The organism is Pseudomonas kurunegalensis (genome assembly GCF_030291635.1).
Classification (GTDB): Bacteria; Pseudomonadota; Gammaproteobacteria; order Pseudomonadales; family Pseudomonadaceae; genus Aquipseudomonas; species Aquipseudomonas monteilii.
The window spans coordinates 5,206,684-5,230,867 of sequence record NZ_CP127871.1; the positions used below are offsets into that span (position 1 = coordinate 5,206,684).

The window sequence follows — 24,184 nt, forward strand, 5'->3', positions numbered from 1 at the left end:
GGGTTATCTCCGGTTCGGGTTGAAGGTGCTCGGCAAGGTGGCCCAGCAACTATCGTAGTCGGCCTGCAATTGCGGGCATTCAAGGGCTTGCTGGCTCGGGCGCAGCACTTGGCTGGTCTCGAACATGAAAGCCATGGTGTTGTCGATCTTGTGCGGCGCCAGGTCGGCGGCAATGGCCTTTTCGCAGGTTTCGGCATCGGGGCCATGGGCGCTCATCACCCCGTGCAACGAGGCACCACCCGGCAGGAAGCCTTCGGCCTTGGCGTCGTAGGCACCGTTGATCAGGCCCATGAACTCGTTCATCAGGTTGCGGTGGAACCATGGTGGACGGAAGGTGTTCTCGGCCACCATCCAGCGTGGCGGGAAGATCACGAAGTCCATGTTGGCCAGGCCATGTACGCTGGTGGGCGAAGTCAGCACGGTGAAGATCGACGGGTCCGGGTGGTCGAAGCTGACAGTACCGATGGTGTTGAAGCGGCGCAGGTCGTATTTGTAAGGCACGTTGCTGCCGTGCCAGGCCACCACATCCAGCGGCGAATGTTGCAGTTCACAAGCCCAGTGCTCGCCCAGGAACTTCTGCACCAGTTGCACTGGCCCTGCGGCCTCTTCGTAGTGCGCCACCGGTGTGAGGAAGTCACGCGGGTTGGCCAGGCCATTGCTACCGATCGGGCCCAGGTCCGGGATGCGCAGCGGCGCGCCATGGTTTTCGGCGATGTAGCCGCGGGCCTGGCCATCGAGCAGTTCGACACGGAACTTCATGCCGCGTGGAATCACCGCGATCTCCAGCGGTTCGACTTCCATCACGCCCAGTTCGGTGGCAATGCGCAGGCGGCCCAGCTCCGGCACCACCAGCAGTTCACCGTCGGCGTTGAAGAAAACACGCTCCATGGAACGGTTGGCGCGGTAGATGTAGATACTCACACCGGCCGGTTTTTCCGCCGCCGCGTTGGCCACCATCGGCAGCCAGCCCTCGATGAAGTCGGTCGGTTCGGCAGGGATCGGCTGCGGGCTCCAGCGCAGGCGGTTGGGGTTGATCCCACCCAACGGCCCGCTCAGCGGCTGGCGCGCCAGGCGCTCGAAACGTGGGTGCAGTGCAGACGGGCGAATACGATAAAGCCAGGTACGGCGTAGCTCACTGCGGGCCATGGTGAACGCCGTGCCTGAGAGCAATTCGGCATACAGCCCATAGGGCGCCTTCTGCGGCGAGTTCTGCCCGACCGGCAAAGCCCCTGGCAGTGCTTCGCTGGCAAATTCGTTGCCGAAGCCGCTGAGGTAGTGAAGGTCGGGTGAGGTGTCGCGATTCATCGATGCCTCCGGGCTCTGGCCGAGCCGTTGCGGGCAGCTGGCTGCTGGCCCGGTGTGGGGTGGCAGCGCGTCTGCATTGTTTTTATCGTAATCAGATTACGAATAACGTAATTTGCCCCGCGCTTGGCGTCAAGCTATAAAGGCCCGACTTGAAGAAGCCGGAAGCAGATGTCCATGACCAAAGCCAGCTCCCCCGCCGACAACGGCAAGCAGAAAGTTCGCTCGGCGGAGGTCGGCACCGACATCCTGAAGGCGCTTGCAGAGCTCTCCCCTTCCACGTCGCTGTCACGCCTGGCGGAACATGTGCAAATGCCCGCGAGCAAGGTGCACCGCTACCTGCAGGCGTTGATTGCCAGTGGTTTTGCGGAGCAGGACAGCGCCACCAACCACTACGGTCTGGGTCGCGAAGCATTGCGGGTGGGGTTGGCGGCGCTGGGCAGCATCGATGTGTTGAAGATTGCCGCCCTGCCGCTGTCGCAATTGCGCGATGAACTGAACGAGAGCTGCTTCATTGCCGTGTGGGGTAACCAGGGCGCGACCGTGGTCAGCATTGAACCGGCAGTGCGTGCGGTCACCGTGGTCACACAAATCGGCTCGGTGCTACCGCTGCTTACCTCCTCTACCGGCCTGGTGTTCGCCGCCTATCTGCCCGAGCGCGAGACCGTGGAGTTGCGCGACCGCGAGCTGGCCGCCCTGCAACACAATGCAGAGGACTACCAGGCAGTCTTGGCCGGCATTCGCGACCGTGGGCTGCACCATGTGCACGGCCTGCTGATGCCAGGTGTGGATGCGTTGTCGGCACCGGTGTTCAATGCCTTGGGGCAGGTTGTGGCCGTGATGACCGTGGTCGGGCCAACGTCGATTTTTCATGCCGACGAGCATGGCCCGGCGGCGCAACGGCTGCTGGCGGCGGCGCGAGAGACCAGCTGGCGTATGGGCTATTCACCGGCCGCGTGAGCGCCTGCAGCACTATTGCCCGATACGTAAAGGTGAATGTCATAAGCAGCTATTTTTCCCACAGGATCAAGCGCTTATTCTTAACTCACTGGCCGGCATGAAGGGCTCTTCCCCCCCGCCTTTCAGGCCTGCGAGGTTCACCGACGTAGATTTTGAAGCTCCTTGATCTAACGTCTCGATTGGCCGCTGTGGCTTGCAGCGGCCTTTTTTTTTGCCCCGAAAAAACCTGCGCTCTCGCTGGCTGACGCGCTCCCACAAAGTGCCCAGCAAGCGCTCTAGAGTGGGTACTTCTGCAGATTCGCCATCATCTGCTGCAGCGCCTGCAAGCTGTCCTGCGGGTGCACGGCCCCGTCAAAGTCGCCAATCCGTGCCCAGTTTTCCGCCACCTCCTCCGGGGTAAAGCCTTCGCGCGGATCAAAGCCTACCCCCAGGCTGCGCTCCCAACGCACTTTGCCCACCCAGCCGCCACCCACCTCGAACAATTCGCCCGTGCCCTGGCACTGCTCGCTGCCCAGGTACACCACCAGCGGGCTGACCAGTTCCGGCTTGAGCCGCTCGAAGACCTGAGGCGGGATCAGCCCTTCGGTCATGCGGGTGCCGCCGGTAGGGGCGATGGCGTTCACCAGAATGCCGTGCTTGCGCCCTTCGATTGCCAACGTGCGGGTCAGCCCATACAAGCCAAGCTTGGCCATGCCGTAGTTGGCCTGGCCGAAGTTGCCGTAGATGCCAGAGGTAGAAGCGGTGAAAATCACCCGCCCCCAGTTCTGTTCGCGCAGGTGTGGCCAGACGGCGCGGGTGACCTTGAAGGCCCCTTCCACATGCACCTGATAAACCTGCTCCCAGTCGCTGTCGTCCATCTTGTGGAACGTCTTGTCACGCAGGATGCCGGCATTGTTCACCAGCACATCGACCCGGCCGAAGCTGTCGAGGGCCTGCTCGACGATACGCGCGCCCTGGCTGACCGAGTCATGGTTGGCGATGGCGGTGCCGCCGGCGGCGCGGATCTCCTCCACCACCCGGTCGGCGGCCGAGGCGCTGGCACCTTCACCGTGGGTAGAGCCGCCAAGGTCGTTGACCACGACCCTGGCACCCCGCGCGGCGAACAGCAGCGCATGGGCGCGGCCCAACCCACCGCCGGCTCCGGTGACGATCACCACGCGATCTTGCAGACGGACAGGCTCGCTCATGCTCATGGCTCCAGGCAGGTTCAGGTCAGCCAAGTGTCCGCCGCCAGCGGCAGGCGGACAATCAAGCTCACGCAGGCTGAATGCCTGGCAATAACGCAGGGCGATGAGGCCCGGTCAGGACCACGCCACTTTCTGCGGGTAACAACTCAGCGGCTGTTCACGGAAAGCCAGGTAGTGGCGCAGGACCTGCACAGGCGCCTCGGTGTGCGGGTAATGGCCGATGCCCTGCAACTGCACGGTATCCGGCTCCGGTACCAGTTGCCGATAACGCTCCAGCATGTGCCCGCCGGAAAGTGGGTCAACCACGCCATTGATGAAGCGCAGGGGTACGCCTTTGCGCTGCATCGCCCCGACCCAGCGTTCGCGATGCAACCTGCGCTCGGGCATGTAGCTCACCAGCTTGTGCAGGATGCGCGTGCCCCGGTTGGCGGCGATCAGGCTCCAGAAATCATCCAGGGCGCTTTCACTGGGGTGGGTGCAGGGGCCGTAGACCTGGGTCACGTTGCGTACCAGGTCGTCACGCCCGAACGAGCGCCCGACCAGCCAGCCGAACCGGCTAAGCAGCAGTTTCTGGATCAGCAGCATGCGGCAGCTTTCGGGGAACAGCCCGCTGTTGAGGAACACGCAGCTGGCTATGTCGGCACGCTGTTCGTGGTGCCGCGCCAGCAGTTCCTGGGCCACGCTGCCGCCGTAGTCATGGGCCAACAGGTGTACCGGCTGGTCGACCTGCAGATGGCCGAGCAAGGCCTGCTGCAGGTCGGCTTGCTCCATCAGGCTGTACGCGTGGTCGACCGGCTTGGCCGAGTCGCCAAAACCGAGCATGTCGCAAGCGATCACCCGAAAGCGTTGGGTCAAAGGCCCCCACAGGTAGTGCCAGTCCCAGCTGGCCGTGGGGAAGCCGTGTAACAGAAGCAGGGGCTCTCCTTGCCCTGCGGTCCAGTAGCGGATGCTCTGGCCCCGGAAGTTGAAGCTTTGTCCCCGGGTACGCCAGACGCACAATGGAATTTCGGCCATAGGCATCAGAAGTAACCCGGAGAAGTGATAGGGACGGGATAGGGCAAGGCTGCGGTCATTGCATGTCACCTCGGCACATACATGTGCTCTCTATGTCGAGGCAAAGTCTAGCCAGCAGCCCACTGGCTGGAACTTGCGTTGCCAGCCAGCTTGATGACTGTGCGAGTCAGTGGCACGAACGGTCAGAGCAACAGGGCCAGCAACGGTGCCGCGAACAGGTTCAGCAAGCCGGTCAGCACCATGACCAGGCCGGCCACCGAGCCTTCCTCGCGGCCCACCTCCTGTGCCCGGCTGACCCCGGCACCATGCGCGCCGACACCAAACAGCGCACCCCGTGCCAGCGGCGTGCGCAACGGCAACCAACGCAGCAGCACGCCGCCGAACATGGCGCCGAGTACACCGGTGAACATCACGAACACCGCTGTCAGCTCTGGCACGCCACCCAGGTCATGGGCCAACGGCATGGCAAACGGTGTGGTAATCGAACGCGGCACCAGCGACAGGCTGGTCGCGCTGTCCAGCGCCAGCAGGTGCGCCAGCCCCCAGGAACTGGCGATCGAGGCACTGCTGCCGGCGACCATGCCCACCATCAGCGCCGGCCAATGGCGCGCCAGCATCGCCCGCTGCTGCCAGATGGGCACCGCGAAGGCGACGGTCACCGGGCCAAGCACGCTCATCAACCAATGGGTATTGCGCGCATATTCGGCATACGCGGTGTGCAGCGGCACCGCCACCGCCAGCAACAGCACCGGTACCAGGATCAACGGCGACAGCAGGTAGCGCCCGCTGCGCCGGTACAGCCAGCGGCTGCCCAGGTAGGCCAGCAAGGTCAGGGCCAGCCAGAACAGCGGCATGGGTTCAAGGCTCATGGCGCAACCTCCAGCGGCACACCAGTTCTACGGTGAGCGCGGTCACCACCATCACCATCAGCGTGCTCACGGCGATCACCAGCAAGATGCGCCAGCCCTCCTCACGGATCAGCGAGCCGTAGTCCAGCAGGCTCATCAACGCCGGAATGAAGAACAGCAGCATCTCGGCCATCAGCCAGCCGGCGCCGAGTTGCAGCATGGCCGGCTTGAGCACACCGGACGCGAACAGTATCAGCAGCAGTGCCAGGCCCATCACGCCACCGGGGATAGGCCAGCCCAGCCAGGTGGCTAGCTGGCCGCCAAGCAGGAACAGGGCGCATAGAATCGCCAGCTCGACGAGCAGGCGCAGGGCTTTTTTCAATAAGGCGGGTTTCATGGCGGGGTTCCTCGACAGGCCCTCATTTTAAGATTCGGCTGCCTAGGCCAGAAGCGAATTGTTAGACTGATCGCCATTCCAGAATGGAATTCAGAGCATGGAATTCAAACAGCTGCGCAGCTTTATCGAAGTCGTCCACCGCGGTGGTTTTACCCAGGCGGCGCAGACCCTGCACATCAGCCAGTCGGCCGTGAGCAAGCAGGTGGCCCAGCTGGAGCAAGATGTGGGCCAGCCGCTGCTGGAACGCCAGGCCTCGCAGCTGCACCTGACGGCTGCCGGGCGCATTGTGCTGGAGCGTGGCGAAGCCCTGCTGCGCCAGCGCCAGGCGCTGCTCAACGAACTGGACGACCTCAGCCAGATGGAGCGCGGCGAACTGCGCCTGGGCTTGCCGATGTTGGGCAGTGACGCCTTGTTCGCCGGGCTTTTTGCCGAATACCGGCGACGTCACCCGAACATCGCGATCCAGTTGCTGGAAGGCGGTAGCCGCAGTGTCGAACAGGCGGTCAAGAGTGGCGAGCTGGAACTGGGTGGTAGCCTGACACCCAGCGATGAGACGTTCGACTACCAGCCGTTCTGCAACGAGCCGTTGGATGCCCTGCTGCCGGCGGGGCATCCATTGGCGAGCCTGAACGGGGTGGACCTGGGGCAACTGGCCGATACGCCGTTCCTGTTGTATCAACGCAGTTTCGTGCTCAACGACCGACTGCTGAAGGCGTGCCAGCAACAGGGCTTTACCCCGAAGGAAGGCGGCCGCAGTGGCCAGGCGGATTTTTTGGCGGCGTTGGTGGCGGCAGGCCAGGGCGTGGTGTTGCTGCCCCGTGTGGTGGCAAAAGCGCTGGAGCGCCCTGGGGTGGTGCGTTTGCCGCTCCGTTCGCCGGGGGATTTACGCTGGGACATCGCCTTTATCTGGCGGCGTGGGGCCTATCTGTCACGGGCGGCGCAGGCGTGGTTGGCATTGTTGCGCGAAACTCACGCCTGACGCGCTTTTTTATGCGGCCTTAGGGTCAGGCTTTCAGTGCGATTGCCAATTCAGCCAACCACGGCTCGGCATCCGTCTCCGGGGTCACCGTCTCGCTGGCGTCCAGCCGCAACATCGGCTGCACCTCACGCACACCCAATTCGGCAAACAGCTCGCGCATCTGCTCGCCACCGCCGCAATAGGTATCACCGTAGCTGGAGTCACCCAGTGCAATCACCGCCCCCGACAGACCACGCCAGGCGGCAGGCAAAGTATCGCGAAGGGTGCTGTACAGCGGCATGAGGTTGTCCGGCAACTCGCCCATGCCGGTGGTCGAGGTCACGGCCAGCAAGGCGTCGGGGGCAAAACCTTCAAGATCCTGCTGGGTGGCACGTGCCGCATGCCAGGCCTCCAGGCCCGCTGCCTTGAGCAGCGTTTCAGCGTGACGGGCGACTTCTTCGGCGGTGCCATAGACCGATCCGGAAATAATGGCGACTTTCATCGGGTAGAGGATTCCGAAACTGAGTGAAAACGTAGGATACTAGCATCCAGCGCTGGCAAAAGGCCGCCTCTACCAAAGTCGCCGCCCTCAGCCCCTCTTTGCCCAATGGCCCGAACATGATCAATGCGCAATTGCTGCAATCGATGGTCGATGCGTCCAATGACGGGATCGTGGTTGCCGAACAGGAAGGCGACGACACCATCCTGATCTACGTGAACGCCGCCTTCGAACGCCTGACCGGCTACAGCCGCGATGAAATCCTCTATCAGGATTGCCGCTTTCTGCAGGCTGACGACCGTGACCAGCTTGGCCGCGCACGTATCCGCAGGGCCTTGGCCGAAGGCCGCCCCTGCCGCGAAGTGCTGCGCAATTACCGCAAGGATGGCAGCGCCTTCTGGAACGAGCTGTCGATTACCCCGGTAAGGCACGCCGCTGACCAGCGCACCTACTTCATCGGTATCCAGAAAGACGTCAGCCGCCAGGTCGAACTGGAACGGCAACTGGCGGAACTGTGCGCTCGTCCGAAACCCGACGAACGCGCTTGAACCAAGTACGCCATGCACGGTCAATCCCGATGAAGAAATCGCCACCACCGAGTTCGATCATGCAAGCAGACGTGCTCCTGACCCAGGACGAGCTGGATTTCATCCAGAACATGCAGCATTCGCCGCAATTGAACGTGGCCGACTCCATGTCGAGCCTGCTGGTCAATGGCGACCGCCGCATCCAGAGCCTGCTCACCCGGCTGGTGGCGAACGAACAGGTTACCTTGCAGGCCCAGTTCAACAACCAGCAGATCAGCTTCCCCCTGCAATTGGTAGAGGACGAATTCCACGCCCTGCACCTGCAACTGGGTTCACCGGAAATCTACGAAGACGGCCCCATGCTGCGCCCTTGGCGCCTGTCGATGGACCAGCCGAGCGCACTGCTCGATGCCCATGACAAGGTCAGCGGCCTGTGGGTACGTGATATTTCCTTCAAAGGCGTGCTGCTGGAAGTCCGCGACCTGCCCTCGCCACCCGCCCGCTTCGAACTGCGCTTCGCCCCCGGCGGCATCAGCCCGATCGAACTGCACGGGGTACTGGGCCGGCGTATTGGCCCGGACCTGGCGGCTTATGACCTCAGCCAAAGCCCGGCCGAAGAAATCGAGCGTCTGCGCGACTACATCCTCCAGGCCCACCGTAGGGCCCACCCCGACCTGCACACTCAGGTATCTAGCTGACCTGCCAGAAACTGCCGCAACCGCTGGCGCATGACACTACCCTGCGCTCCCAGGCAGGCGATAGCACTGCCAGCCAGGCTGGCCTGTGCCACTTCCGCCGCCTCACCGGCCAGTAACAACGGGCAGTCCAATACCGCCGCCAGGCGAGCCAGGTGCCGGGTGAGTTCTGCGGTAGGCGGCTGATGAGAAAACAGCACCAAGGCATCCGGCTTCAGGCGCTCGCAAACCAGCGCCAGCTCCTGCAGTGGCTGCCCGCTCGCCAACGGGGTCACACCTGTTTCGTCGCTGCCCAGGATCAGGCTGGTGACCAGCAGCTCAAGCTCATGGCACTGCCCCGGTAATGGCGCCAACAGCACGGTGCGGCTACGCGGCACATGGGCAAGCTGCAAACGAGCGAACACCCGACCACGCAAGAACTGGTCAAAGAACAGCCATTCACTGGCCTGCCCATAGCCGCCCTGGCGGACTGCCATGTCGTGCCACACAGGCATGAACACTTCGCTGAAAACCTGGTCCAGGGTGCTGGCGGCAAACACCTCCTGGAAAAGCAGATCAAGGCCCGCCACGTCGAAACGCTGCACCGCCAGGCGGATCTGGTGCTGCCAGCGTAGCCAGGCGTCCGTCGCATCACCGGCCTGGCCGGCAAGGGCATGGCCACGCGCAAGAATACTGCCCACTTTGCTGACCGCCACACCGCGCTCCAGCCACCCGAGGATACGGCGGATCTCATCGATATCGGCCTGGGAATACAGGCGGTGGCCACTGTCGGTACGGATTGGCTGGATCAGGCCATATCGACGCTCCCAGGCCCGCAGGGTCACAGCGTTGACACCGGTCAGACGGGAAACTTCACGAATTGGAAACAGCTCCTGCTGTTCGAAACTCGCATCGATCACCGGATTACGTCCCTGTTCGTTCATCTGCAAGGGGTACCCTGAGTGCGGAAGTTGAACGGGTATTCTACTACGACGGCGCGAGTCACAGGGTGCAACCGTTTGCCGCCCGACGTTTGCCGAATATTGCAGATACGCGATAATCCGCGCCCGATTCTTGCATGCACGCCTGTGTTGCCCACCACCCCGGGCCACACAGCCAAAGGGGCCAGCTACCCGCCAGCCCCGTTGCCAGGAGATACACGATGTCTACCCCACCCGTCACCCTGATGGTGTCGCGCCGCGCCGCCCACGGCCGCTACCAGGACTTGCTGGCCTGGTTGCATGAAGGCGAGCAGCTGGCCACCGACTTTCCCGGCTACCTCGGCTCGGGCATCCTTGCCCCGCCCCGCGATGGCGACGAATTCCAGATCATCTTCCGCTTCAGCGACGAGCCCACCCTGCATGCCTGGGAACACTCCGCCTCGCGCCGGGCCTGGTTGCAACGCGGCAACGGCCTGTTCGAGCGCCCCAAAGAGGCGCGCGTAAGCGGCATCGATGACTGGTTTGGCACCAATATGGTGCAAAAACCACCCCGTTGGAAACAGGCCGTGGCGATCTGGCTGGCATTCTTCCCGGTCTCGTTGCTGTTCAACCTGCTGTTCGGCCACTGGTTGGCAGCGTTGGACCTGGTACCCCGGGTACTGCTTAGCACCCTGGCGCTGACACCCGTGATGGTCTACCTGTTCATCCCCCTGTCCACCCGCCTGCTGGCCGGTTGGCTGCATGCCACCCCAACGCCCCCTGGCGCCCTGCGCAGCCGCTGAGGGCAGGCCATACAACAGGGAAACAGTTCGGGTATGCTGGGTGGCAACCAAAGGACAGACAAGTTGACCGCCCGAACATGAACAGCCCCATTCTCGTTACCGGAGCCAGCCAGCGCGTCGGGCTGGCCCTGGCCCTTGAACTGGCACAGGCCGGCCATACGGTGGTCAGTGCCAGCCGCAGTGTGCAGCCACAGACGGCCCACCCGAACATCGTGCAGTTCCAGGCCGACCTGTGCCAGGCGGCCGACCGCCAGGCCCTGATCGATCACCTGCACAGCCATTACGACGGCCTGCGGGCCATCATCCACAATGCCTCGCTGTGGCTGGATGACGGGCTCGACAACCTCGAAACCATGTTCCGCCTGCACGTCGAAGCGCCCTACCACCTCAACCTGGCCCTGGGTGACCTGCTGGCCAAGGTGGACAAGGCCGACATCATCCACATCTGCGACGAAACGTCCTCACGCGGCAGCAAGAGCCATATCGGCTATGCCGCCACCAAGGCTGCGTTGCAGAACATGGTGCTGTCGTTCGCCGAAAAATATGCGCCCAAGGTGCATGTGAACGGTATCCTGCCCGGGCTGCTGATCCTCAAGGAAGGGGGCGATGAAGCCTACCGCCAGCAAACCCTGAAAAAGGCCTTGCTGGAATTCGAACCCGGCGCCGGCCCGCTGATCGAGACCGTCAAGTACCTGCTCGCGAGCCAGTACAGCACCGGCAGCCAGGTGGTCATCAACGGTGGCCGCCACCTGAAAAACCGCATGACTTGAGAGAAGCCCATGACCCCACAGCAACAGCTCGAACTCGAAGCCGCCGCGTTCCGGCGCTTGGTCGAACACCTGCAAAAGCGCACCGACGTGCAGAACATCGACCTGATGAACCTGTCCGGTTTCTGCCGCAACTGCCTGTCCAAGTGGTACAAGGCTGCAGCGGACGAGCGCCAGCTCGACCTGAGCCTGGATGACGCCCGCGAAGCGGTGTACGGCATGCCCTACGCCGAGTGGAAAGCCCAACACCAGAAAGAAGCCAGCGCCGAACAACAAGCGGCGTTCGAAAAAGGAAAACCTCGTGACTGATCTGAACACCCTGCGCGCCAGCCTGGCCAGCGGCCAGCATGTATTTGCCGATACCCTGGCGTTCATTGCCGACCACTACAGCTACCAGCCTCAGGCGTTCAACAATGGTGGCGTGGAAAATGCCGCTGGGCAGAACGAAGGTTCGTGCAAGACTTTGGGCCTGGCACTGCTGGAAGGGCTGAGCGACCAGGAAGCGCTGCTGGCCTTTGGCGAGCACTACCGGGACGTGCTGGCCACGCCTGAGGGCAGTGACCATGGCAATATCCGGGCGCTGATCCAGCATGGGCTGGCTGGGGTGAAGTTTGCTGCGCAGCCTCTGGCGCGCAAGGCTTGAGATAGCCGGGGCCGCTATGCGGCCCTTTCGCGACGCAAGGCCGCTCCTACAAGGGACCGCGCTCCCTCCTTCGATCGATGATTGTTCCTGGAACATCTGTCGCCAACATTCCTTGCTGCAACCACTGCAAGGCCACCGGCCACAGGGTTTCGCGAAAACGGTCATGGAAGAACGCGAAATGACCAATCTCCTCGACCGATATATCCACAGGCGCGATGCGCAGGTGCCGGGCACCCTGTATATAACTCAGCAAACGCTCGGTGGCCGCGACGGTGCCGAAGGGGTCATCGGTCAGGCTGATGGCCAGGGTTGCCGCCCGCACCTGAGCGAACGGTAGCGTTTTCAGTTCACGGCCGCTGGGCCGGTGTTCGTAACGCGGGGTTCGTGTGGTCCAGTCGTGCACCACACCGGACGGCGTGTCCTCCAGCCAACCCAGGCGCTTGCCGGGAAAGTAGCCAAACACCCGGTTCAATAGCGGCATCACCACGTGCCACTTGCCAAACAGCTGCCAGCGCTGCTCAGCCGCATAATCGCGCCAATAGGCAAACTGCGCGCCCACCATCACCACCCGGCGCACCCGGCTGGCAGAAGGCGCCAGGCCCACTGCGCAGCCGCCGAAACTGTGCCCCACCACATCCACCGGCTGGCCAGGGAAATGCGTTGCCGCATGCGCCAGCATGGCTTCGAAATCGAGCCTGCCCCAGTCGCTCCATGAAGCCTGAAAACCGCGCAGTGACGCCGGACGGGACTCGCCGATACCCCGGTAATCGTAGGTCAGCACATCGAAGCCCTGGGCGAACAGGAAGTCGGCAAAGCGTGAGTAATAGCGGCAGCGTACCGAAGTGGCAGCGTTGATGATCACCAGCGGGCGCTGGGGGTCTGGCTGAGCGTGGCGCCAGCAGAAACCGCCGAGGCTGTAACCGTCGGCTGCGGGGTGGCGAAAGGCTGTGGCGGGTTGGGTGAGGCTGCTCATGGCGCATTCCCTGTTGTTGTGCGCCAAAACTAGCAAAGATTTTATAGCCTGTACCGGCCCGCTCGCAGGTGAACCCGCAAAAGGGCCGGTACAGGCTATCGCCGATTACAGCTCGACGCAGTCGAACTTCACATCGGTAGCCACGTCTTCGTCGTAGTTGACGTCAGCACGCTCGAAGCCGAACAGGTTGAGGAACTGCTTCTTGTAACCGGCATAGTCGGTCAGCTCGAACAGGTTCTCGGTGGTCACCTGTGGCCACAGGGCTTTGCAGGCGCTCTGCACGTCGTCACGCAGTTCCCAGTCGTCCAGGCGCAGGCGGCCCTTCTCGTCGACTTCGGCCGGCGCACCGTCGGCACGGTACATGCGGTCGCGGTACATACGGTCCAGCTGGTCCTGGGTGCCTTCGTGAACGCCCTTCTCCTGCATGATCTTGAAGACCATCGACAGGTACAGCGGCATCACCGGGATGGCCGAGCTGGCCTGGGTGACCACCGACTTCAGCACCGCCACGTTGGCGCCACCCTTGAGTTCGCCGGCCAGTTTCTGGTCCAGGCGCAGGGCGGTTTCGTCCAGGTCCTGCTTGGCCTGGCCCAGCGCACCGTGCCAGTAGATCGGCCAGGTAATGTCGCTGCCGATGTAGCTGAAGGCCACGGTGCGGGCACCTTCGGCCAGCACGTTGGCGCCCGCCAGGGCGTCGATCCACAGCTGCCAGTCCTGGCCACCCATGACGGTGACGGTGTCGGCGATTTCCTGCTCGGTGGCCGGCTCGATGCTGGCCTCGATGATGGTGTCCTTGTTGGTGTCGATGGCGGTCGACTTGTACGGCTGGCCGATTGGCTTCAGGGCCGAACGCACCAGTTCACCGGTTTGCGGCAGCTTGCGCACAGGCGAAGCCAGCGAGTAGATGACCAGGTCAACCTTGCCACCCATTTCGTTCTTGATCAGTTCGATGACTTTGGCACGGGCCTCGTCAGAGAAGGCGTCACCGTTGATCGACTTGCTGTACAGGCCCTCGGCCTTGGCAAACTTGTCGAAGGCAGCGGCGTTGTACCAACCAGCAGTGCCGGCCTTGGTTTCGGTACCTGGTTTTTCGAAGAACACGCCCAGGGTGTCGGCCTTGAAGCCGAACGCTGCGGTGATGCGGGCCGCCAGGCCATAGCCGCTGGAAGCACCGATGACCAGGACCTTCTTCGGGCCATCCTCGCGCACGCCCAGCTTGCGGGTGGCTTCGATCTGGTCACGGACGTTGAGCTCGCAGCCCTTCGGGTGAGTCGTGGTGCAGATGAAACCGCGAACCTTAGGATGAATGATGGCCAATGTCTGTACCTCGTCAGGTTTATGCCGGGGAACCGCCGTTCGAGGCGATTCCGATTGATCAGAGGGTGAGACTACCCCCGCAGGTTATCCGACACATATTACGGGGTGATCAAAGGGATGCAAAACGGTGGCAACCTCAATCCGGCAGTAAAGCCGCTTTAAGCCAATCCAGAAACTGCCTGGCCAGCGGATCATCCTGGCTGTCCCGATGTACCAGACAAGCCCACGCAGGCCCGCGAACGCGCTGCGCCGACAACGCCTGCAAACGCCCCTCTTCCACTGCCCGCCGCGCGAGCAACTGGCTGACCAACGCCACCCCAAGCCCCTCGCTCGCTGCATCCAGCAACAAACCGGGGTCGGAAAAGTTCAACCCTTTGCCCTGCTGCCCCACCTCTTCGCCGCCTTCCAGTTGCCAGTGGCTCCAGTCCATCTCGCGCTCGCCATGCAGCGTGGTGCGCCGCTGTACCGGCGTTTGCAGCAAGGCTGGATGGCAAGCCGGGTACAACTGGTCCTGATGCAGCACGCTGAAACTGCACTCGGCCTGAGCACTGAGGTCGTCGCGGATGGCAAGGTCGATGGTTTCGGTGGCCATGTCCGGCACCTCGAAACTGGTGAATAACCACAGGTCCACGTCCGGACAGCGCTGATGGAAATCCGTCAGTCGCGGCAACAGCCAGTGCCTGGCAAACGCCGGGCTGGTATTCACCACCAACTGGTTGGGCTTGCGGTACTGGTCGAGCCGGCGAATGCCCACGGCCAGGTGTTGCAGCAGTGATTGCGTGGTGCTGAGCAGGTCGTGCCCGGCGTCGGTCAGGCTCACGCTGCGGCCACTGCGGTAGAACAGCGGCTGCTCCAGGTAGGTTTCCAGGCTGCGGATCTGCTGGCTGATGGCCGACTGGGTCAGGTTCAGCGCCTCGGCGGCCTTGTGGAAGCTGCCCAGCCGCGCGGCGGCCTCAAAGCCGCGCAGCGCATTCAGGGGTGGCCAGTGTTTAAGCATGATTGATAAGCCGTGCTGATCAGATATGCGCTAAATCTATCGTTTGTCGCAGGCCACGCCTAGCCATAGCATGAACACCAACACCCGCGACGGCGGGCTTCGTTGATAAAAATCCCTAATAGATCGGAGTTCACTATGCACCTGTCCCTCGACAGCGGCTGGCGCATGCCCGCCGAATGGGCACGCCACGCGGCAACCTGGATGGTCTGGCCACACAATCAGGCCCTGTGGGAAAGCGGCTGGAACGTACGCCTGGCCGATGTCCAGCAGGACTACGCCCGAGTCGCAGCGGCCATCGCCCGTTTCGAGCCGGTGAAGATGGTGGTCGACCCGTCCGCCGTGGCCAGCGCCCGTGCCTTGTGTGGTGCCAACATCGAGTTGATCGAACTGGCGGTGGACGACAGCTGGTGCCGGGACAGCGGCCCGAGCTTCGTCTGCCACCCGCAGCGCGGCCTGGCCGGCCTGAGCTGGCGCTTCAATGCCTGGGGCGGCAAGTCGCAGCACAGCCTGGACCGCAGCCTGGGCCGGCGCATCCTCGACCAGCTGGGCCTGGACGGGTTCAGCACTGCACTGTGCAACGAAGGGGGGGCGATTCATGTCGACGGCGAAGGCACGCTGATCACCACCGAATCGGTACTGCTCAACCCCAACCGCAACCCTGGCGTGAGCAAGGCCGATTTCGAGGCCTGTTTCGCCCGCCACCTGGGCATCCGCAAAACCATCTGGCTGCCAGGTGACCCGCAGTACGTCACCGGCGACATGACCGACGGCCACGTCGATGGCGTGTGCGCCTTCGCCCGCCCTGGCGTGCTGCTGGTGGATGCCACCCGAGACCCGCATTCGGTGTACGCCGAAGTGGTGCGGGAAAACCGCCGCGCCCTGGAGCTGGCCACCGATGCGCAGGGCCGCCACTTCGAACTGCTCGACCTGTACGAGGCCAGCGCCGCCGTTGACCCGAATGCCGAGGTGTTCTGCGCCTCCTACACCAACTTCTACATCGCCAACGGCGCAATCATCATGCCGGCCTATGGCATCGCAGCCGACCAGGACGCAGCTGCGCAACTGGCCCACGCCTTCCCGGGCCGCGAGATCGTGCCGGTGCGCATCGACCACATTGCCCATGGCGGTGGCGGCATTCACTGCATCACCCAGCAACAGCCGCAGGTACAGCCATGAGCCTGCTGCGCGTGGCCACCACGCAGATGCCGTGCAGCTGGAACCTGCCCGATAACCTCGACCGCGCCGAACACCTGGTGCGCCAGGCTGCTGCCAAAGGTGCCCAGGTGATCCTGCTGCAGGAGCTGTTCGCCACCCCGTACTTCTGCATCGAACAGGACCACCAGCACCAGGCCCTCGCCCAGCCCTATCCCGACAGCCCGATATTGCAGCGCTTCGCGGCGCTGGCCGGCGAGCTGGGCGTGGTGCTACCGCTTAGCTGGTACGAGCGCGCCGGCAATGCCTTTTTCAACTCGCTGACCGTGGCCGATGCCGATGGCCGCCTGCTGGGGGTATACCGCAAGACCCACATCCCCAACGCCATTGGCTACCAGGAGAAGGAATACTTCAGCCCCGGCGACACGGGCTTCAAGGTCTGGGACACCGCTTTCGGGCGCCTGGGCATTGGTATCTGCTGGGACCAGTGGTTCCCCGAAACGGCCCGCTGCCTGGCCTTGATGGGCGCTGAAGTGCTGCTGTTCCCCACCGCCATCGGCTCCGAGCCCGGCTGCGCCGAACTGGACTCGCGTGACCATTGGCAAGTGGCCATGCGCGGCCACGCCGCCGCCAACCTGCTGCCGGTGGTAGCGGCCAATCGCGTCGGCGAAGAAGTCGCGGCCAGCGATGCATCATTGTCCATGCGCTTCTATGGCTCGTCGTTCATCTGTGACCACAAGGGCGCCATGCTCAGCGAAGCGGACCGCGACGACACGGGCATCTGGTTGCACGACCTGGACCTTGCAGCCATGCGCGAAGACCGGCTGAGCTGGGGTATCTACCGCGATCGTCGCCCAGAGATGTACGCCCCCCTGCTGACCCTGGACGGCAAGCATCCACACACCCTGAGGGCCTGAGCATGAAACGCCACGTTTTAGCCGCAATGGCGCTGGCCATCTGCGCCAGCCAGGCACAGGCCGAACAGCCCGTGCTGCGCCTGTACAACTGGGCCGATTATTTTGCCGAAGACACCCTCAAGCAGTTCACCGCCGAAACCGGCATCCAGGTGATCTACGACGTCATGGACGGCAGTGAAGTGCTCGAAGCCAAGCTGATGTCAGGGCGCAGTGGCTACGACCTGGTGTTCCCCGGTGACACCGTTGCCGAGCGGCTGATGCGCGCCGGCAGCCTGCAGCCACTGGACCACAGCCGCCTTGAGGCACTGGACGACATCGAGCCCGGCCTGCGCCAGCTGCATGCTCGCTACCCCAAGGCCAGCCAGGCCACCGTGCCCTACACCTGGGGCACCATCGGCCTGACGGTGAATGCCGACAAAGTCCGCCAGCGCATGCCCGATGCGCCGCTGGACAACCTCGACCTGCTGTTCAAACCGGAAATGGCCGCCAAGTTCGCCGACTGTGGCATTTCGGTGATCGACTCGCCCGACGAAGTGCTGGCCGTGGTCCTCAACTACCTGGGCCGAGAGCCGCGCAGCGCCAAGCGTGAAGACCTGGCCGCCGCCAGCGAACTGCTCAAGGCCATACGCCCGTACGTGCGCAAGTTCCAGTCGCAGCCGGTGACCGAACTGGTCAACGAAAACCTGTGTGTGTCGCTGGGCTACAGCGGCGACGTGATCCAGGCCCAGCGTACCGCCGATGCCGCAGGCAAGCACCTGGACTTCCAATACCGCGTCCCCCGCCAGGGCACCACGGTGTGGATGGACACCATGGCCATCCCGGCCGATGCCAAGCACCCGGAATACGCCTATCGTTTCATCAACTTCGTCATGCGCCCGGCAAACATGGCCGCCATCAGCAACTTCACCGGCTACCCCACCGCCAGCGCCAAAGCGCGCCAGGCCGTGGACCCGCGCATGCGCGACAACCCCGACATTTACCTCGACGAAGCCACCTATGCCCGGCTGATTCCGGGCCGCGATATCCCACAGGCCGACATGCGGGCACGCATGCGCGTGTGGACGCGCTTCAAGACTGCACAGGACTGACCCATGCCTAGCCGTAGAACCTTCCTGCAACTGTCACTGGCCGCTGGCCTCGGCGCGGGCCTTGGCCTGCCGCTGGGCCTGGCCCGCGCTGAAGAACCGGGGCGCTGGCTCATGCCCGACGAAGGTGAACCGCAGCAACGCGCCTTCATCGCCTTTGGCGCGCAGGATGCCATCTGGGAAGATTTCACCGCCGATGTGCAAGCTGCCCTGGGCCGTATCGCCCAGGCCATCGCGCGTTATCAGCCGGTCACCGTGTTCTGCCGGGCCAGCGAACGCAAGCTGGCCGAGCAGCACTGTGGCAGCCCGCGCACCCGCTTTGTCGAATGCAACCTGGACGATATCTGGATGCGCGACATTGGCGCCAACTTCGTCCTTGATGACGACGGCGCGCTGGGTGCGGTGGACTTCAACTTCAACGGTTGGGGCAACAAGCAGCGCCACCGCAACGATGCGCAGCTGGCCAAACGGGTCGCTACCCTGGCTGGCGGCCAGTACCAGCGCAGCGAGCTGGTGGGCGAAGGTGGCGCCATTGAGGTGGATGGCCATGGCACTGGCATCATGACCGAGAGCAGTTGGGTGAATGCCAACCGCAACCCGGGCTGGAGCAAGGCCGACGTCGAGGCCGAGCTCAAGGCGCGCCTTGGGTTGAGCAAGGTCATCTGGCTGCCAGGCATCGCCGGCAAGGACATTACCGACGGGCATGTGGATTTCTATGCCCGCTTCGTGCGGCCGGGGGTGGTCATTGCCAACCTGGACAATGACCCGGATTCGTATGACTACGCGGTGACGCGCAAGCACCTGGATATCCTCAGGCAGGCCACCGATGCCGAGGGCCGGAAGCTGCAGATACATGTGGTGTCACCGCCAATGCGTGGGCGGCGTAACAGGTTCAGCAAGGGCAATGACGACTTCGCGGCGGGGTATATCAATTACTTCGTGATCAATGGTGCGGTCATTGCGCCGCAGTTTGGCGATGCGCAGGCAGATGAGAAGGCACGGGCGTTGCTGGCGGCTTTGTACCCTGAGCGCGATATTGTGCAACTGGATATTGATGCCATTGCAGCCGGGGGTGGGGGGATTCACTGTGTGACGCACCAGTGCCCAGCCATTTAACCGGTTCAGTCAATCGCGGCGCCGACGCCGCCCGGTAATCATCGACCAAGGCAGGTTTTCCCGCAGCAGCACGCTCTCGTAGATGGCCGCCAGCACATGCACACAAACCAGCACCAGCACGGCATCGGCCAACCAGCTGTGCAGATCAGTCGGCCAGTCCTCGCCCCACAAGGCATCTACCTCCTGCGATGCCCAACCGGTCAGGACCAGGCCGACAATGCCGGTCAGCATCAGCAACATCACCAAGGCGCCAATCGGCGAATGCCCCAGGCGGTGACAAGGCTCCCCCCGCACCAGCTTGCGGGCATGCCCCGCCAGGCGAGACGGGGTTGGCCAGAAGTCTGCCCAGCGCGCGCTACGTGGCCCGACAAAACCCCACACCAGGCGCAACATCACGCAGGCCAGTGCGTAGTAGCCCAGCCACTGGTGCCAGTCGTCACCTTCTTCGTTGAAAAAGTAATCAGCGAAGAACACGCCGGCAATGGAGAGGTGGCACAGCCGCAGGAGCGGGTCCCACAGCTGCACCGTGCCGTTGCTGTTCAATCGTGGTACTCGGACTTGACCGCCTTGCCGGTCACGGGGTCATGGTAGATCTCGACCTTGCGGCCATCCTTGTCGAAACCGTAGATCTCGTAGCAGTTGCCCTTGGTCACCTTGAACTTGTTGATCTTGTAGCCCTGTTCCTTGAGCTGCGCCTGGAATTTTTCCTGGTCTTGCCAGGTGCTTTTGTCAGCGGTGGTGCATTGGGTGGCGGCGAATGCTGTGCTGCTGCCGATCAGAATAAACAGGGCTATCAGGATGCGCATGGGAATGAGCTCCATTCAGTTGGGTGAAAACAGCACGAGAATCAGCTTAGTTGGATAGCGCGATTGGTGCTCATTGATTTGCTTTTCACATCAATCAGAAAGAAAAACAAACTTAACAAATAAGCCAAAGCCACCGATTCTTGGGCATTACGCCCATCGCACGGAGAACAACAACATGAACGACGTGGTCATTGTCGCCGCAACCCGTACCGCCATCGGCAGCTTCCAGGGCGCCCTGGCTACGGTGCCTGCGGTCGACCTCGGTGCCGCCGTGATCAAGCGCCTGCTGGAACAGACCGGGCTGGACCCGGCGCAGGTCGACGAAGTGATCCTCGGCCAGGTACTCACCGCAGGTGCCGGGCAGAACCCGGCGCGCCAGGCCGCGATCAAGGCCGGCCTGCCCTACAGTGTTCCGGCACTGACCCTGAACAAGGTCTGCGGCTCGGGCCTCAAGGCCCTGCACCTGGCCGCCCAGGCCATTCGCTGCGGTGACGCCGAAGTGGTGATTGCCGGCGGCCAGGAAAACATGAGCCTTGCCCCTTACGTGATGCCTTCGGCACGTACCGGCCAGCGCATGGGCCATGGCCAGCTGATCGACAGCATGATCACCGACGGCTTGTGGGATGCCTTCAACGACTACCACATGGGGATCACCGCCGAGAACCTTGTGGACACGTACAGCCTGAGCCGAGAGCAGCAGGACGCCTTTGCCGCCGAGTCGCAGCGCAAGGCGGTGGCGGCTATCGAGGCCGGGCGTTTCGATGACGAAATCACGCCGATCGTGCTGCCGCAGAAAAAGGGTGAGCCCAAAGTGTTTGCGCGTGACGAACAGCCACGCCCGGACACCACCGCGCAATCCCTGGCCAAACTGCGCCCTGCGTTCAAGAAAGACGGCAGCGTCACTGCGGGCAACGCCTCCAGCCTGAATGACGGCGCAGCCGCCGTGCTGCTGATGAGCGCCACCAAGGCCAAGGCCCTTGGACTGCCGGTACTGGCGAAGATCGCAGCCTATGCCAGTGCCGGCGTAGACCCGGCAATCATGGGCATCGGGCCGGTTTCCGCGACCCAGCGTTGCCTGGACAAGGCCGGCTGGCAGCTGGCCGAACTGGACCTGATCGAAGCCAACGAAGCGTTCGCCGCGCAAGCGTTGGCGGTGGGCAAGGCACTGGAATGGGATGCGGCACGGGTCAACGTGAATGGCGGTGCGATTGCGTTGGGCCACCCGATTGGTGCATCCGGCTGCCGTGTGCTGGTGACCCTGCTGCACGAGATGATCAAGCGAGATGCCAAGAAAGGCCTGGCCACCTTGTGCATCGGGGGTGGCCAAGGTGTGGCGCTGGCGATCGAGCGTTGATCACAGCCTGAGTTGAACAGGCCCGGCCTCTTCGCGGGCAAGCCCGCTTGTATGGTTAGACTTGAAGGGGTGGTGGGACTAAATGCCCGATTCTGACTGTTCGCATCAGTACAGACCGTGGGAGACATCGCCCCACCCCTTCCACCAAAGCGCCGATAAAGAATGCATCGTTTGCAAGCGACGATAGAAGCAAGCCAGCGCCTCTTGGTGAAACCCCTTCAAGCCGAAAAACCATAGCGTGAGGAGTCGCCCATGGCAATGCAGGTAGGCAAGCTGATTGTGGGTGCGGATGTCGCAAAAGCTGAGCTGGTTATCCATCACGATGACCGTGATGAGATCGTCAGACTGAAAAATTCCAAACCCGAAATCAAAAAATGGTTGAAGCAGCAACCGCTGAACACCGCTATCGCGGTTGAGGCGACCAATGTTTATCACCTGGACTTGGTTGAGCTGGCCCATAGCTTGGGTTTCGAGGTTTATGTCATCGATGGTTTCCAACTGAGTAACTACCGGAAAAGTGTTGGAGGACGGGTTAAAACCGACCCTTCCGATGCTCGGTTGCTGTCCCGATTTCTGAGAAACGAAGGGGAGGATCTTCGTCCCTGGAGCCCGCCTCCCGCTGTCTACGGCAAGCTTCAGAGCCTGCTTCGTCGCAGAGCAGCCTTGGTAAGTGCTCGCACTGCAATGACTCAGAGCTGGGCTAATGAAGGCCTCTTGAAGGCTGCGTTCAGTACCTTCGTGAAATCGATAGATCGGCTGGAGCTGTTGATCCAAAAGAAGATTAAGGAAGTGCTGCGAGAAGCTGGATTGCACGAGCAAGTCGCTCGCTGCCAGGCAGTAGAGGGTATTGGTTTTCTAACCGCCACAGCGCTGGTAATGGCGTTTATGAGGGGTGAGTTCAAGAGCAGTGACGCGTACATCGCATTCTTGGGAATGGATCTACGAGCCAGTGACTCTGGGCAGAAAAGTGGGCAGCGTCGCCTCACTAAGCGCGGTTGCTCAGAAATTCGTCGTTTGTTGCATAACGCAGCGATGGCCGCCAGCAAGTCACCCGTTTGGAAAGGGGACTATGAGCGGCATCGGAACAATGGAAAGGCAACGACCCAAGCGTTGGTAATCCTCGCCAGGAAGCTCGCACGGGTGGCATTCGCCCTGATGAAAAATCAGGACGAATACATCACCAAAGGTGCCAAAACAGCTTGCTGAAAACCATAGAATCTCCCACAGGTAAAGCACAAACCACGAAATTGTGCGGTCCCTGTGGGAGCAGGCTTGCCCGCGAAGGGGCCGAGCCTGCCTACAAAGCAACCTCAGCCTTCAGAACCGCTCATCAGCAATAGCCGGCAAGGTCAGTTCCCTCACATAGCTCGCTGCCGAGAGCTCAAGCAGCGTGCGTACCATCAGCACTACATCGTGCAGCGGTATCAGCCCCCCTTCCCCACGCACCGCAGCCTCGGCCACCGGCACGTCCAGGCTGTCCTCGGTATTCAGGTAACCCAGGTTCAGGCACGTCACCCCAAGGCCCTGCCCGCGATAACCTTCGCGCAACGCTTCGGCGATACCGCGAAGGGCGAATTTTGAGGCGGCGAAAGTCACTTCCGGGCGGCCACTCTGAGGCAAGCCCGAGGTGGAGCCGGTCAGAATGATCCGTGGTTTTTCGCTTTCAAGCAGCAACGGCAGCAGCCGCTTGATCAGCAGGATGGTTGCCGTGATGTTGCAGTCGACCATGCGCTGCAATTCCACATCACGGTCTTCTAGGAAGCTGTAGTGCGCCTCGAACGCTTCGGCCTCCCACAAGCCGAGGTTGTAGATCAGCGTATCCACCCCGCCCTCCGCCACTGCTTCGGCAATGGCCTCGACGGCGGCAGCGGGCTGGCCGAGGTCGGCCTCGATCCACCGGGTTTCAACACCCTTGCCCAAGCTCACGTCTGCTGGCCGGGTGCGAGAGACACCGACCAAAGTGTCACCCGGCTTGCCCAATCCTTCCATGAAGGCCTTGCCCAGGCCCTTGCTGGCGCCGACTACCAGAACTCTCATCGCATCACTCCCTGTCGATTTGAATCGGAGTCGGCATTCTAGGGTGTTTGAGGATCAAGCGGCGATAGCGATCTGTTTCAGCGAGTTGTTCAAGGCCTTGACCAGTACAGCCACTTCCTGGCACTTCTGCACAGCCAGGTCCAATGGGCTGTGCAGCAACGCGCAAGATGGCGCCACCCACAGCCGCTCCCCCAGACGTTCGTGGGCATCGCGCAGCAGGTCCAGGGTCTTTTCCTGGTCGCACGGCGAAGCATTGCGGCCGTCGACCAGGCCCAGCGACAGCACCTTGTAGGCCGGCAGGCGGTCGAGCATGGCGGTGTACTGGTCGGGCGCCTGCACCAGGTCGATGTGCAAGCCATCGACCGGCAGGTTCGCGGCCAGGCCAAGGTTGCCTTCAAGGCCTCCCGCGTAAGTGGCGATCAACTTCTTCAAAGGTGCGCGCTGAAGAATGTTGTAAACGCGCTCGTAGGCGTTTTTCCAATCTTGCGGCAACTCAAGGGCGAGGATCGGTTCATCGATCTGCACCCACTCGACGCCCAGGGCAGCCAGGCGATTGAGGGTTTGGTCATACAGTGGCAGCAGGCTGTCGAGCAGCTCCAGCTTGTCGACATCACCGGCCTTGGCTGTGGCCTGCCACAGGTAGCTCAACGGGCCCAGCAACACCGGCTTGACCGCATGGCCCAGGGCTGTGGCTTGCGCTACTTCCTCGAAAAGCTGTTCCCAGTTCAGGGCAAACTGCTGGTGGTCACCGGCCAACACCTGGCCGTACCAGGCAATGTCGCCGACTGGCAGCAGTTCAATGCCGGCGTCTTTCTGCACCTGCCACAGCTCATGGTCGCGGCCGGTGTGTGGAAAGCCCAGGTTGTGTGCCAGTGCCATGTCTTGTCCCTTCAGCATGCATAAATGATTGAGGGGATTTTCCGGTTCGCGG

28 protein-coding genes are annotated in these 24,184 nt (G+C 62.6%); 14 read left to right on the plus strand and 14 right to left on the minus strand.

Annotated features, from left to right (window positions below):
- Positions 1-3: 3 nt before the first annotated feature.
- Positions 4-1,305: a homogentisate 1,2-dioxygenase gene (hmgA, locus tag QQ992_RS23820; RefSeq protein WP_119371413.1), complete on the minus strand. Its 1,302-nt coding sequence runs from the start codon at positions 1,303-1,305 to the stop codon at positions 4-6.
- Positions 1,306-1,479: 174 nt separating this feature from the next.
- On the opposite strand from hmgA, the gene QQ992_RS23825 reads away from it, so the two are divergent.
- Entirely contained in the window at positions 1,480-2,262 is a 783-nt protein-coding gene (locus QQ992_RS23825; RefSeq protein WP_119371414.1) for an IclR family transcriptional regulator, read from the plus strand.
- Positions 2,263-2,537: 275 nt separating this feature from the next.
- Here QQ992_RS23825 and QQ992_RS23830 read toward each other — a convergent pair whose 3' ends face one another.
- From QQ992_RS23830 to QQ992_RS23845, 4 genes are all read right to left on the minus strand, one after another.
- Positions 2,538-3,449 carry an SDR family oxidoreductase gene (locus tag QQ992_RS23830; RefSeq protein WP_286111268.1) on the minus strand — a complete coding sequence of 304 codons (912 nt, stop codon included), beginning with the start codon at positions 3,447-3,449 and terminating at the stop codon, positions 2,538-2,540.
- A gap of 114 nt (positions 3,450-3,563) precedes the next feature.
- Positions 3,564-4,469: an alpha/beta fold hydrolase gene (locus QQ992_RS23835; protein ID WP_274082695.1), complete on the minus strand. Its 906-nt coding sequence runs from the start codon at positions 4,467-4,469 to the stop codon at positions 3,564-3,566.
- 176 nt (positions 4,470-4,645) lie between these two features.
- Positions 4,646-5,332: an LrgB family protein gene (locus QQ992_RS23840; RefSeq protein ID WP_016713477.1), complete on the minus strand. Its 687-nt coding sequence runs from the start codon at positions 5,330-5,332 to the stop codon at positions 4,646-4,648.
- A complete protein-coding gene (locus tag QQ992_RS23845; RefSeq protein WP_016713476.1) occupies positions 5,322-5,708 on the minus strand; it encodes a CidA/LrgA family protein in 387 nt (128 codons plus the stop codon). Before QQ992_RS23845 ends, QQ992_RS23840 begins: the two co-directional genes overlap by 11 nt.
- A gap of 97 nt (positions 5,709-5,805) precedes the next feature.
- Between QQ992_RS23845 and QQ992_RS23850 the strand changes: the two genes are divergently transcribed.
- Positions 5,806-6,687 (plus strand): LysR family transcriptional regulator, encoded by an 882-nt coding sequence (locus QQ992_RS23850; RefSeq protein ID WP_119371416.1) that lies wholly within the window; start codon positions 5,806-5,808, stop codon positions 6,685-6,687.
- Positions 6,688-6,712: 25 nt separating this feature from the next.
- Here QQ992_RS23850 and QQ992_RS23855 read toward each other — a convergent pair whose 3' ends face one another.
- Complete coding sequence (locus QQ992_RS23855) at positions 6,713-7,168, minus strand: flavodoxin (protein WP_286111270.1); 456 nt, start codon at positions 7,166-7,168, stop codon at positions 6,713-6,715.
- Positions 7,169-7,284: 116 nt separating this feature from the next.
- On the opposite strand from QQ992_RS23855, the gene QQ992_RS23860 reads away from it, so the two are divergent.
- Together QQ992_RS23860 and QQ992_RS23865 are read left to right on the plus strand one after the other, a co-directional pair.
- A complete protein-coding gene (locus tag QQ992_RS23860; RefSeq protein ID WP_016713473.1) occupies positions 7,285-7,713 on the plus strand; it encodes a PAS domain S-box protein in 429 nt (142 codons plus the stop codon).
- A 59-nt stretch (positions 7,714-7,772) separates the two neighbouring features.
- A complete protein-coding gene (locus QQ992_RS23865; RefSeq protein ID WP_286111271.1) occupies positions 7,773-8,390 on the plus strand; it encodes a hypothetical protein in 618 nt (205 codons plus the stop codon).
- On the opposite strand, the gene QQ992_RS23870 is transcribed toward QQ992_RS23865, so the two are convergent.
- A complete protein-coding gene (locus QQ992_RS23870) occupies positions 8,375-9,310 on the minus strand; it encodes a MerR family transcriptional regulator (protein ID WP_286111272.1) in 936 nt (311 codons plus the stop codon). The genes QQ992_RS23865 and QQ992_RS23870 overlap by 16 nt on opposite strands.
- A gap of 218 nt (positions 9,311-9,528) precedes the next feature.
- On the opposite strand from QQ992_RS23870, the gene QQ992_RS23875 reads away from it, so the two are divergent.
- From QQ992_RS23875 to QQ992_RS23890, 4 genes are all read left to right on the plus strand, one after another.
- Positions 9,529-10,089, plus strand: coding sequence for a putative antibiotic biosynthesis monooxygenase (locus QQ992_RS23875; RefSeq protein ID WP_105946997.1), 561 nt, complete (start codon positions 9,529-9,531; stop codon positions 10,087-10,089).
- A 77-nt stretch (positions 10,090-10,166) separates the two neighbouring features.
- Positions 10,167-10,859, plus strand: a complete 693-nt coding sequence (gene folM / locus QQ992_RS23880) for a dihydromonapterin reductase (RefSeq protein WP_028698644.1) — start codon at positions 10,167-10,169, stop codon at positions 10,857-10,859.
- Between the two features lie 9 nt (positions 10,860-10,868).
- Positions 10,869-11,165, plus strand: a complete 297-nt coding sequence (locus QQ992_RS23885; RefSeq protein ID WP_012274156.1) for a DUF1244 domain-containing protein — start codon at positions 10,869-10,871, stop codon at positions 11,163-11,165.
- Entirely contained in the window at positions 11,158-11,499 is a 342-nt protein-coding gene (locus QQ992_RS23890) for a HopJ type III effector protein (protein WP_286111273.1), read from the plus strand. Before QQ992_RS23885 ends, QQ992_RS23890 begins: the two co-directional genes overlap by 8 nt.
- A gap of 46 nt (positions 11,500-11,545) precedes the next feature.
- Here QQ992_RS23890 and QQ992_RS23895 read toward each other — a convergent pair whose 3' ends face one another.
- The 3 genes from QQ992_RS23895 to QQ992_RS23905 all read right to left on the minus strand — a co-directional run bounded on the left by QQ992_RS23895 (position 11,546) and on the right by QQ992_RS23905 (position 14,786).
- Positions 11,546-12,472, minus strand: a complete 927-nt coding sequence (locus QQ992_RS23895; RefSeq protein ID WP_286111274.1) for an alpha/beta hydrolase family protein — start codon at positions 12,470-12,472, stop codon at positions 11,546-11,548.
- A gap of 105 nt (positions 12,473-12,577) precedes the next feature.
- Positions 12,578-13,789 (minus strand): enoyl-ACP reductase FabV, encoded by a 1,212-nt coding sequence (fabV, locus tag QQ992_RS23900; RefSeq protein ID WP_119371422.1) that lies wholly within the window; start codon positions 13,787-13,789, stop codon positions 12,578-12,580.
- A 136-nt stretch (positions 13,790-13,925) separates the two neighbouring features.
- Positions 13,926-14,786, minus strand: coding sequence for a LysR substrate-binding domain-containing protein (locus QQ992_RS23905; RefSeq protein WP_286111275.1), 861 nt, complete (start codon positions 14,784-14,786; stop codon positions 13,926-13,928).
- A gap of 135 nt (positions 14,787-14,921) precedes the next feature.
- Between QQ992_RS23905 and QQ992_RS23910 the strand changes: the two genes are divergently transcribed.
- The 4 genes from QQ992_RS23910 to QQ992_RS23925 are packed head-to-tail and all read left to right on the plus strand — an operon-like array spanning position 14,922 to position 19,056.
- The gene (locus QQ992_RS23910) at positions 14,922-15,962 is read left to right on the plus strand and encodes an agmatine deiminase family protein (protein WP_286111277.1); all 1,041 of its coding nucleotides are present in this window, start codon (positions 14,922-14,924) and stop codon (positions 15,960-15,962) included.
- Positions 15,959-16,855: an N-carbamoylputrescine amidase gene (gene aguB, locus QQ992_RS23915; protein ID WP_286111278.1), complete on the plus strand. Its 897-nt coding sequence runs from the start codon at positions 15,959-15,961 to the stop codon at positions 16,853-16,855. The genes QQ992_RS23910 and aguB overlap by 4 nt, the downstream gene beginning before the upstream one ends.
- Before the next feature lie 2 nt (positions 16,856-16,857).
- Positions 16,858-17,943 (plus strand): extracellular solute-binding protein, encoded by a 1,086-nt coding sequence (locus QQ992_RS23920; RefSeq protein WP_286111279.1) that lies wholly within the window; start codon positions 16,858-16,860, stop codon positions 17,941-17,943.
- 3 nt (positions 17,944-17,946) lie between these two features.
- Entirely contained in the window at positions 17,947-19,056 is a 1,110-nt protein-coding gene (locus QQ992_RS23925; RefSeq protein WP_286111280.1) for an agmatine deiminase family protein, read from the plus strand.
- A 9-nt stretch (positions 19,057-19,065) separates the two neighbouring features.
- Here QQ992_RS23925 and QQ992_RS23930 read toward each other — a convergent pair whose 3' ends face one another.
- Entirely contained in the window at positions 19,066-19,599 is a 534-nt protein-coding gene (locus QQ992_RS23930; protein ID WP_286111281.1) for a cytochrome b/b6 domain-containing protein, read from the minus strand.
- Positions 19,596-19,862: a PepSY domain-containing protein gene (locus QQ992_RS23935; RefSeq protein ID WP_105947006.1), complete on the minus strand. Its 267-nt coding sequence runs from the start codon at positions 19,860-19,862 to the stop codon at positions 19,596-19,598. Before QQ992_RS23935 ends, QQ992_RS23930 begins: the two co-directional genes overlap by 4 nt.
- Positions 19,863-20,037: 175 nt before the next feature.
- Here QQ992_RS23935 and QQ992_RS23940 point away from each other — a divergent pair, with 175 nt between their 5' ends.
- On the plus strand, positions 20,038-21,216 hold the full coding sequence (locus QQ992_RS23940) for an acetyl-CoA C-acetyltransferase (RefSeq protein WP_286111282.1): 1,179 nt from the start codon (positions 20,038-20,040) through the stop codon (positions 21,214-21,216).
- Between the two features lie 252 nt (positions 21,217-21,468).
- On the plus strand, positions 21,469-22,422 hold the full coding sequence (locus tag QQ992_RS23945) for an IS110 family RNA-guided transposase (RefSeq protein WP_286111283.1): 954 nt from the start codon (positions 21,469-21,471) through the stop codon (positions 22,420-22,422).
- Between the two features lie 111 nt (positions 22,423-22,533).
- On the opposite strand, the gene QQ992_RS23950 is transcribed toward QQ992_RS23945, so the two are convergent.
- Both QQ992_RS23950 and QQ992_RS23955 read right to left on the minus strand, forming a co-directional pair.
- Positions 22,534-23,253: an SDR family NAD(P)-dependent oxidoreductase gene (locus QQ992_RS23950; RefSeq protein WP_286111284.1), complete on the minus strand. Its 720-nt coding sequence runs from the start codon at positions 23,251-23,253 to the stop codon at positions 22,534-22,536.
- Positions 23,254-23,307: 54 nt separating this feature from the next.
- On the minus strand, positions 23,308-24,132 hold the full coding sequence (locus QQ992_RS23955) for a 5-methyltetrahydropteroyltriglutamate--homocysteine methyltransferase (protein WP_286111285.1): 825 nt from the start codon (positions 24,130-24,132) through the stop codon (positions 23,308-23,310).
- Between the last annotated feature and the right edge of the window lie 52 nt (positions 24,133-24,184).

Coding starts and splice junctions, on each gene's coding strand:
- hmgA (WP_119371413.1), bottom strand. CDS start 1,305: ATGAATCGCGACACCTCACCCGACCTTCACTACCTCAGCGGCTTCGGC.
- QQ992_RS23825 (WP_119371414.1), top strand. CDS start 1,480: ATGACCAAAGCCAGCTCCCCCGCCGACAACGGCAAGCAGAAAGTTCGC.
- QQ992_RS23830 (WP_286111268.1), bottom strand. CDS start 3,449: ATGAGCGAGCCTGTCCGTCTGCAAGATCGCGTGGTGATCGTCACCGGA.
- QQ992_RS23835 (WP_274082695.1), bottom strand. CDS start 4,469: ATGCCTATGGCCGAAATTCCATTGTGCGTCTGGCGTACCCGGGGACAA.
- QQ992_RS23840 (WP_016713477.1), bottom strand. CDS start 5,332: ATGAGCCTTGAACCCATGCCGCTGTTCTGGCTGGCCCTGACCTTGCTG.
- QQ992_RS23845 (WP_016713476.1), bottom strand. CDS start 5,708: ATGAAACCCGCCTTATTGAAAAAAGCCCTGCGCCTGCTCGTCGAGCTG.
- QQ992_RS23850 (WP_119371416.1), top strand. CDS start 5,806: ATGGAATTCAAACAGCTGCGCAGCTTTATCGAAGTCGTCCACCGCGGT.
- QQ992_RS23855 (WP_286111270.1), bottom strand. CDS start 7,168: ATGAAAGTCGCCATTATTTCCGGATCGGTCTATGGCACCGCCGAAGAA.
- QQ992_RS23860 (WP_016713473.1), top strand. CDS start 7,285: ATGATCAATGCGCAATTGCTGCAATCGATGGTCGATGCGTCCAATGAC.
- QQ992_RS23865 (WP_286111271.1), top strand. CDS start 7,773: ATGCAAGCAGACGTGCTCCTGACCCAGGACGAGCTGGATTTCATCCAG.
- QQ992_RS23870 (WP_286111272.1), bottom strand. CDS start 9,310: ATGAACGAACAGGGACGTAATCCGGTGATCGATGCGAGTTTCGAACAG.
- QQ992_RS23875 (WP_105946997.1), top strand. CDS start 9,529: ATGTCTACCCCACCCGTCACCCTGATGGTGTCGCGCCGCGCCGCCCAC.
- folM (WP_028698644.1), top strand. CDS start 10,167: ATGAACAGCCCCATTCTCGTTACCGGAGCCAGCCAGCGCGTCGGGCTG.
- QQ992_RS23885 (WP_012274156.1), top strand. CDS start 10,869: ATGACCCCACAGCAACAGCTCGAACTCGAAGCCGCCGCGTTCCGGCGC.
- QQ992_RS23895 (WP_286111274.1), bottom strand. CDS start 12,472: ATGAGCAGCCTCACCCAACCCGCCACAGCCTTTCGCCACCCCGCAGCC.
- QQ992_RS23905 (WP_286111275.1), bottom strand. CDS start 14,786: ATGCTTAAACACTGGCCACCCCTGAATGCGCTGCGCGGCTTTGAGGCC.
- QQ992_RS23910 (WP_286111277.1), top strand. CDS start 14,922: ATGCACCTGTCCCTCGACAGCGGCTGGCGCATGCCCGCCGAATGGGCA.
- aguB (WP_286111278.1), top strand. CDS start 15,959: ATGAGCCTGCTGCGCGTGGCCACCACGCAGATGCCGTGCAGCTGGAAC.
- QQ992_RS23920 (WP_286111279.1), top strand. CDS start 16,858: ATGAAACGCCACGTTTTAGCCGCAATGGCGCTGGCCATCTGCGCCAGC.
- QQ992_RS23925 (WP_286111280.1), top strand. CDS start 17,947: ATGCCTAGCCGTAGAACCTTCCTGCAACTGTCACTGGCCGCTGGCCTC.
- QQ992_RS23935 (WP_105947006.1), bottom strand. CDS start 19,862: ATGCGCATCCTGATAGCCCTGTTTATTCTGATCGGCAGCAGCACAGCA.
- QQ992_RS23940 (WP_286111282.1), top strand. CDS start 20,038: ATGAACGACGTGGTCATTGTCGCCGCAACCCGTACCGCCATCGGCAGC.
- QQ992_RS23945 (WP_286111283.1), top strand. CDS start 21,469: ATGGCAATGCAGGTAGGCAAGCTGATTGTGGGTGCGGATGTCGCAAAA.
- QQ992_RS23950 (WP_286111284.1), bottom strand. CDS start 23,253: ATGAGAGTTCTGGTAGTCGGCGCCAGCAAGGGCCTGGGCAAGGCCTTC.
- QQ992_RS23955 (WP_286111285.1), bottom strand. CDS start 24,132: ATGGCACTGGCACACAACCTGGGCTTTCCACACACCGGCCGCGACCAT.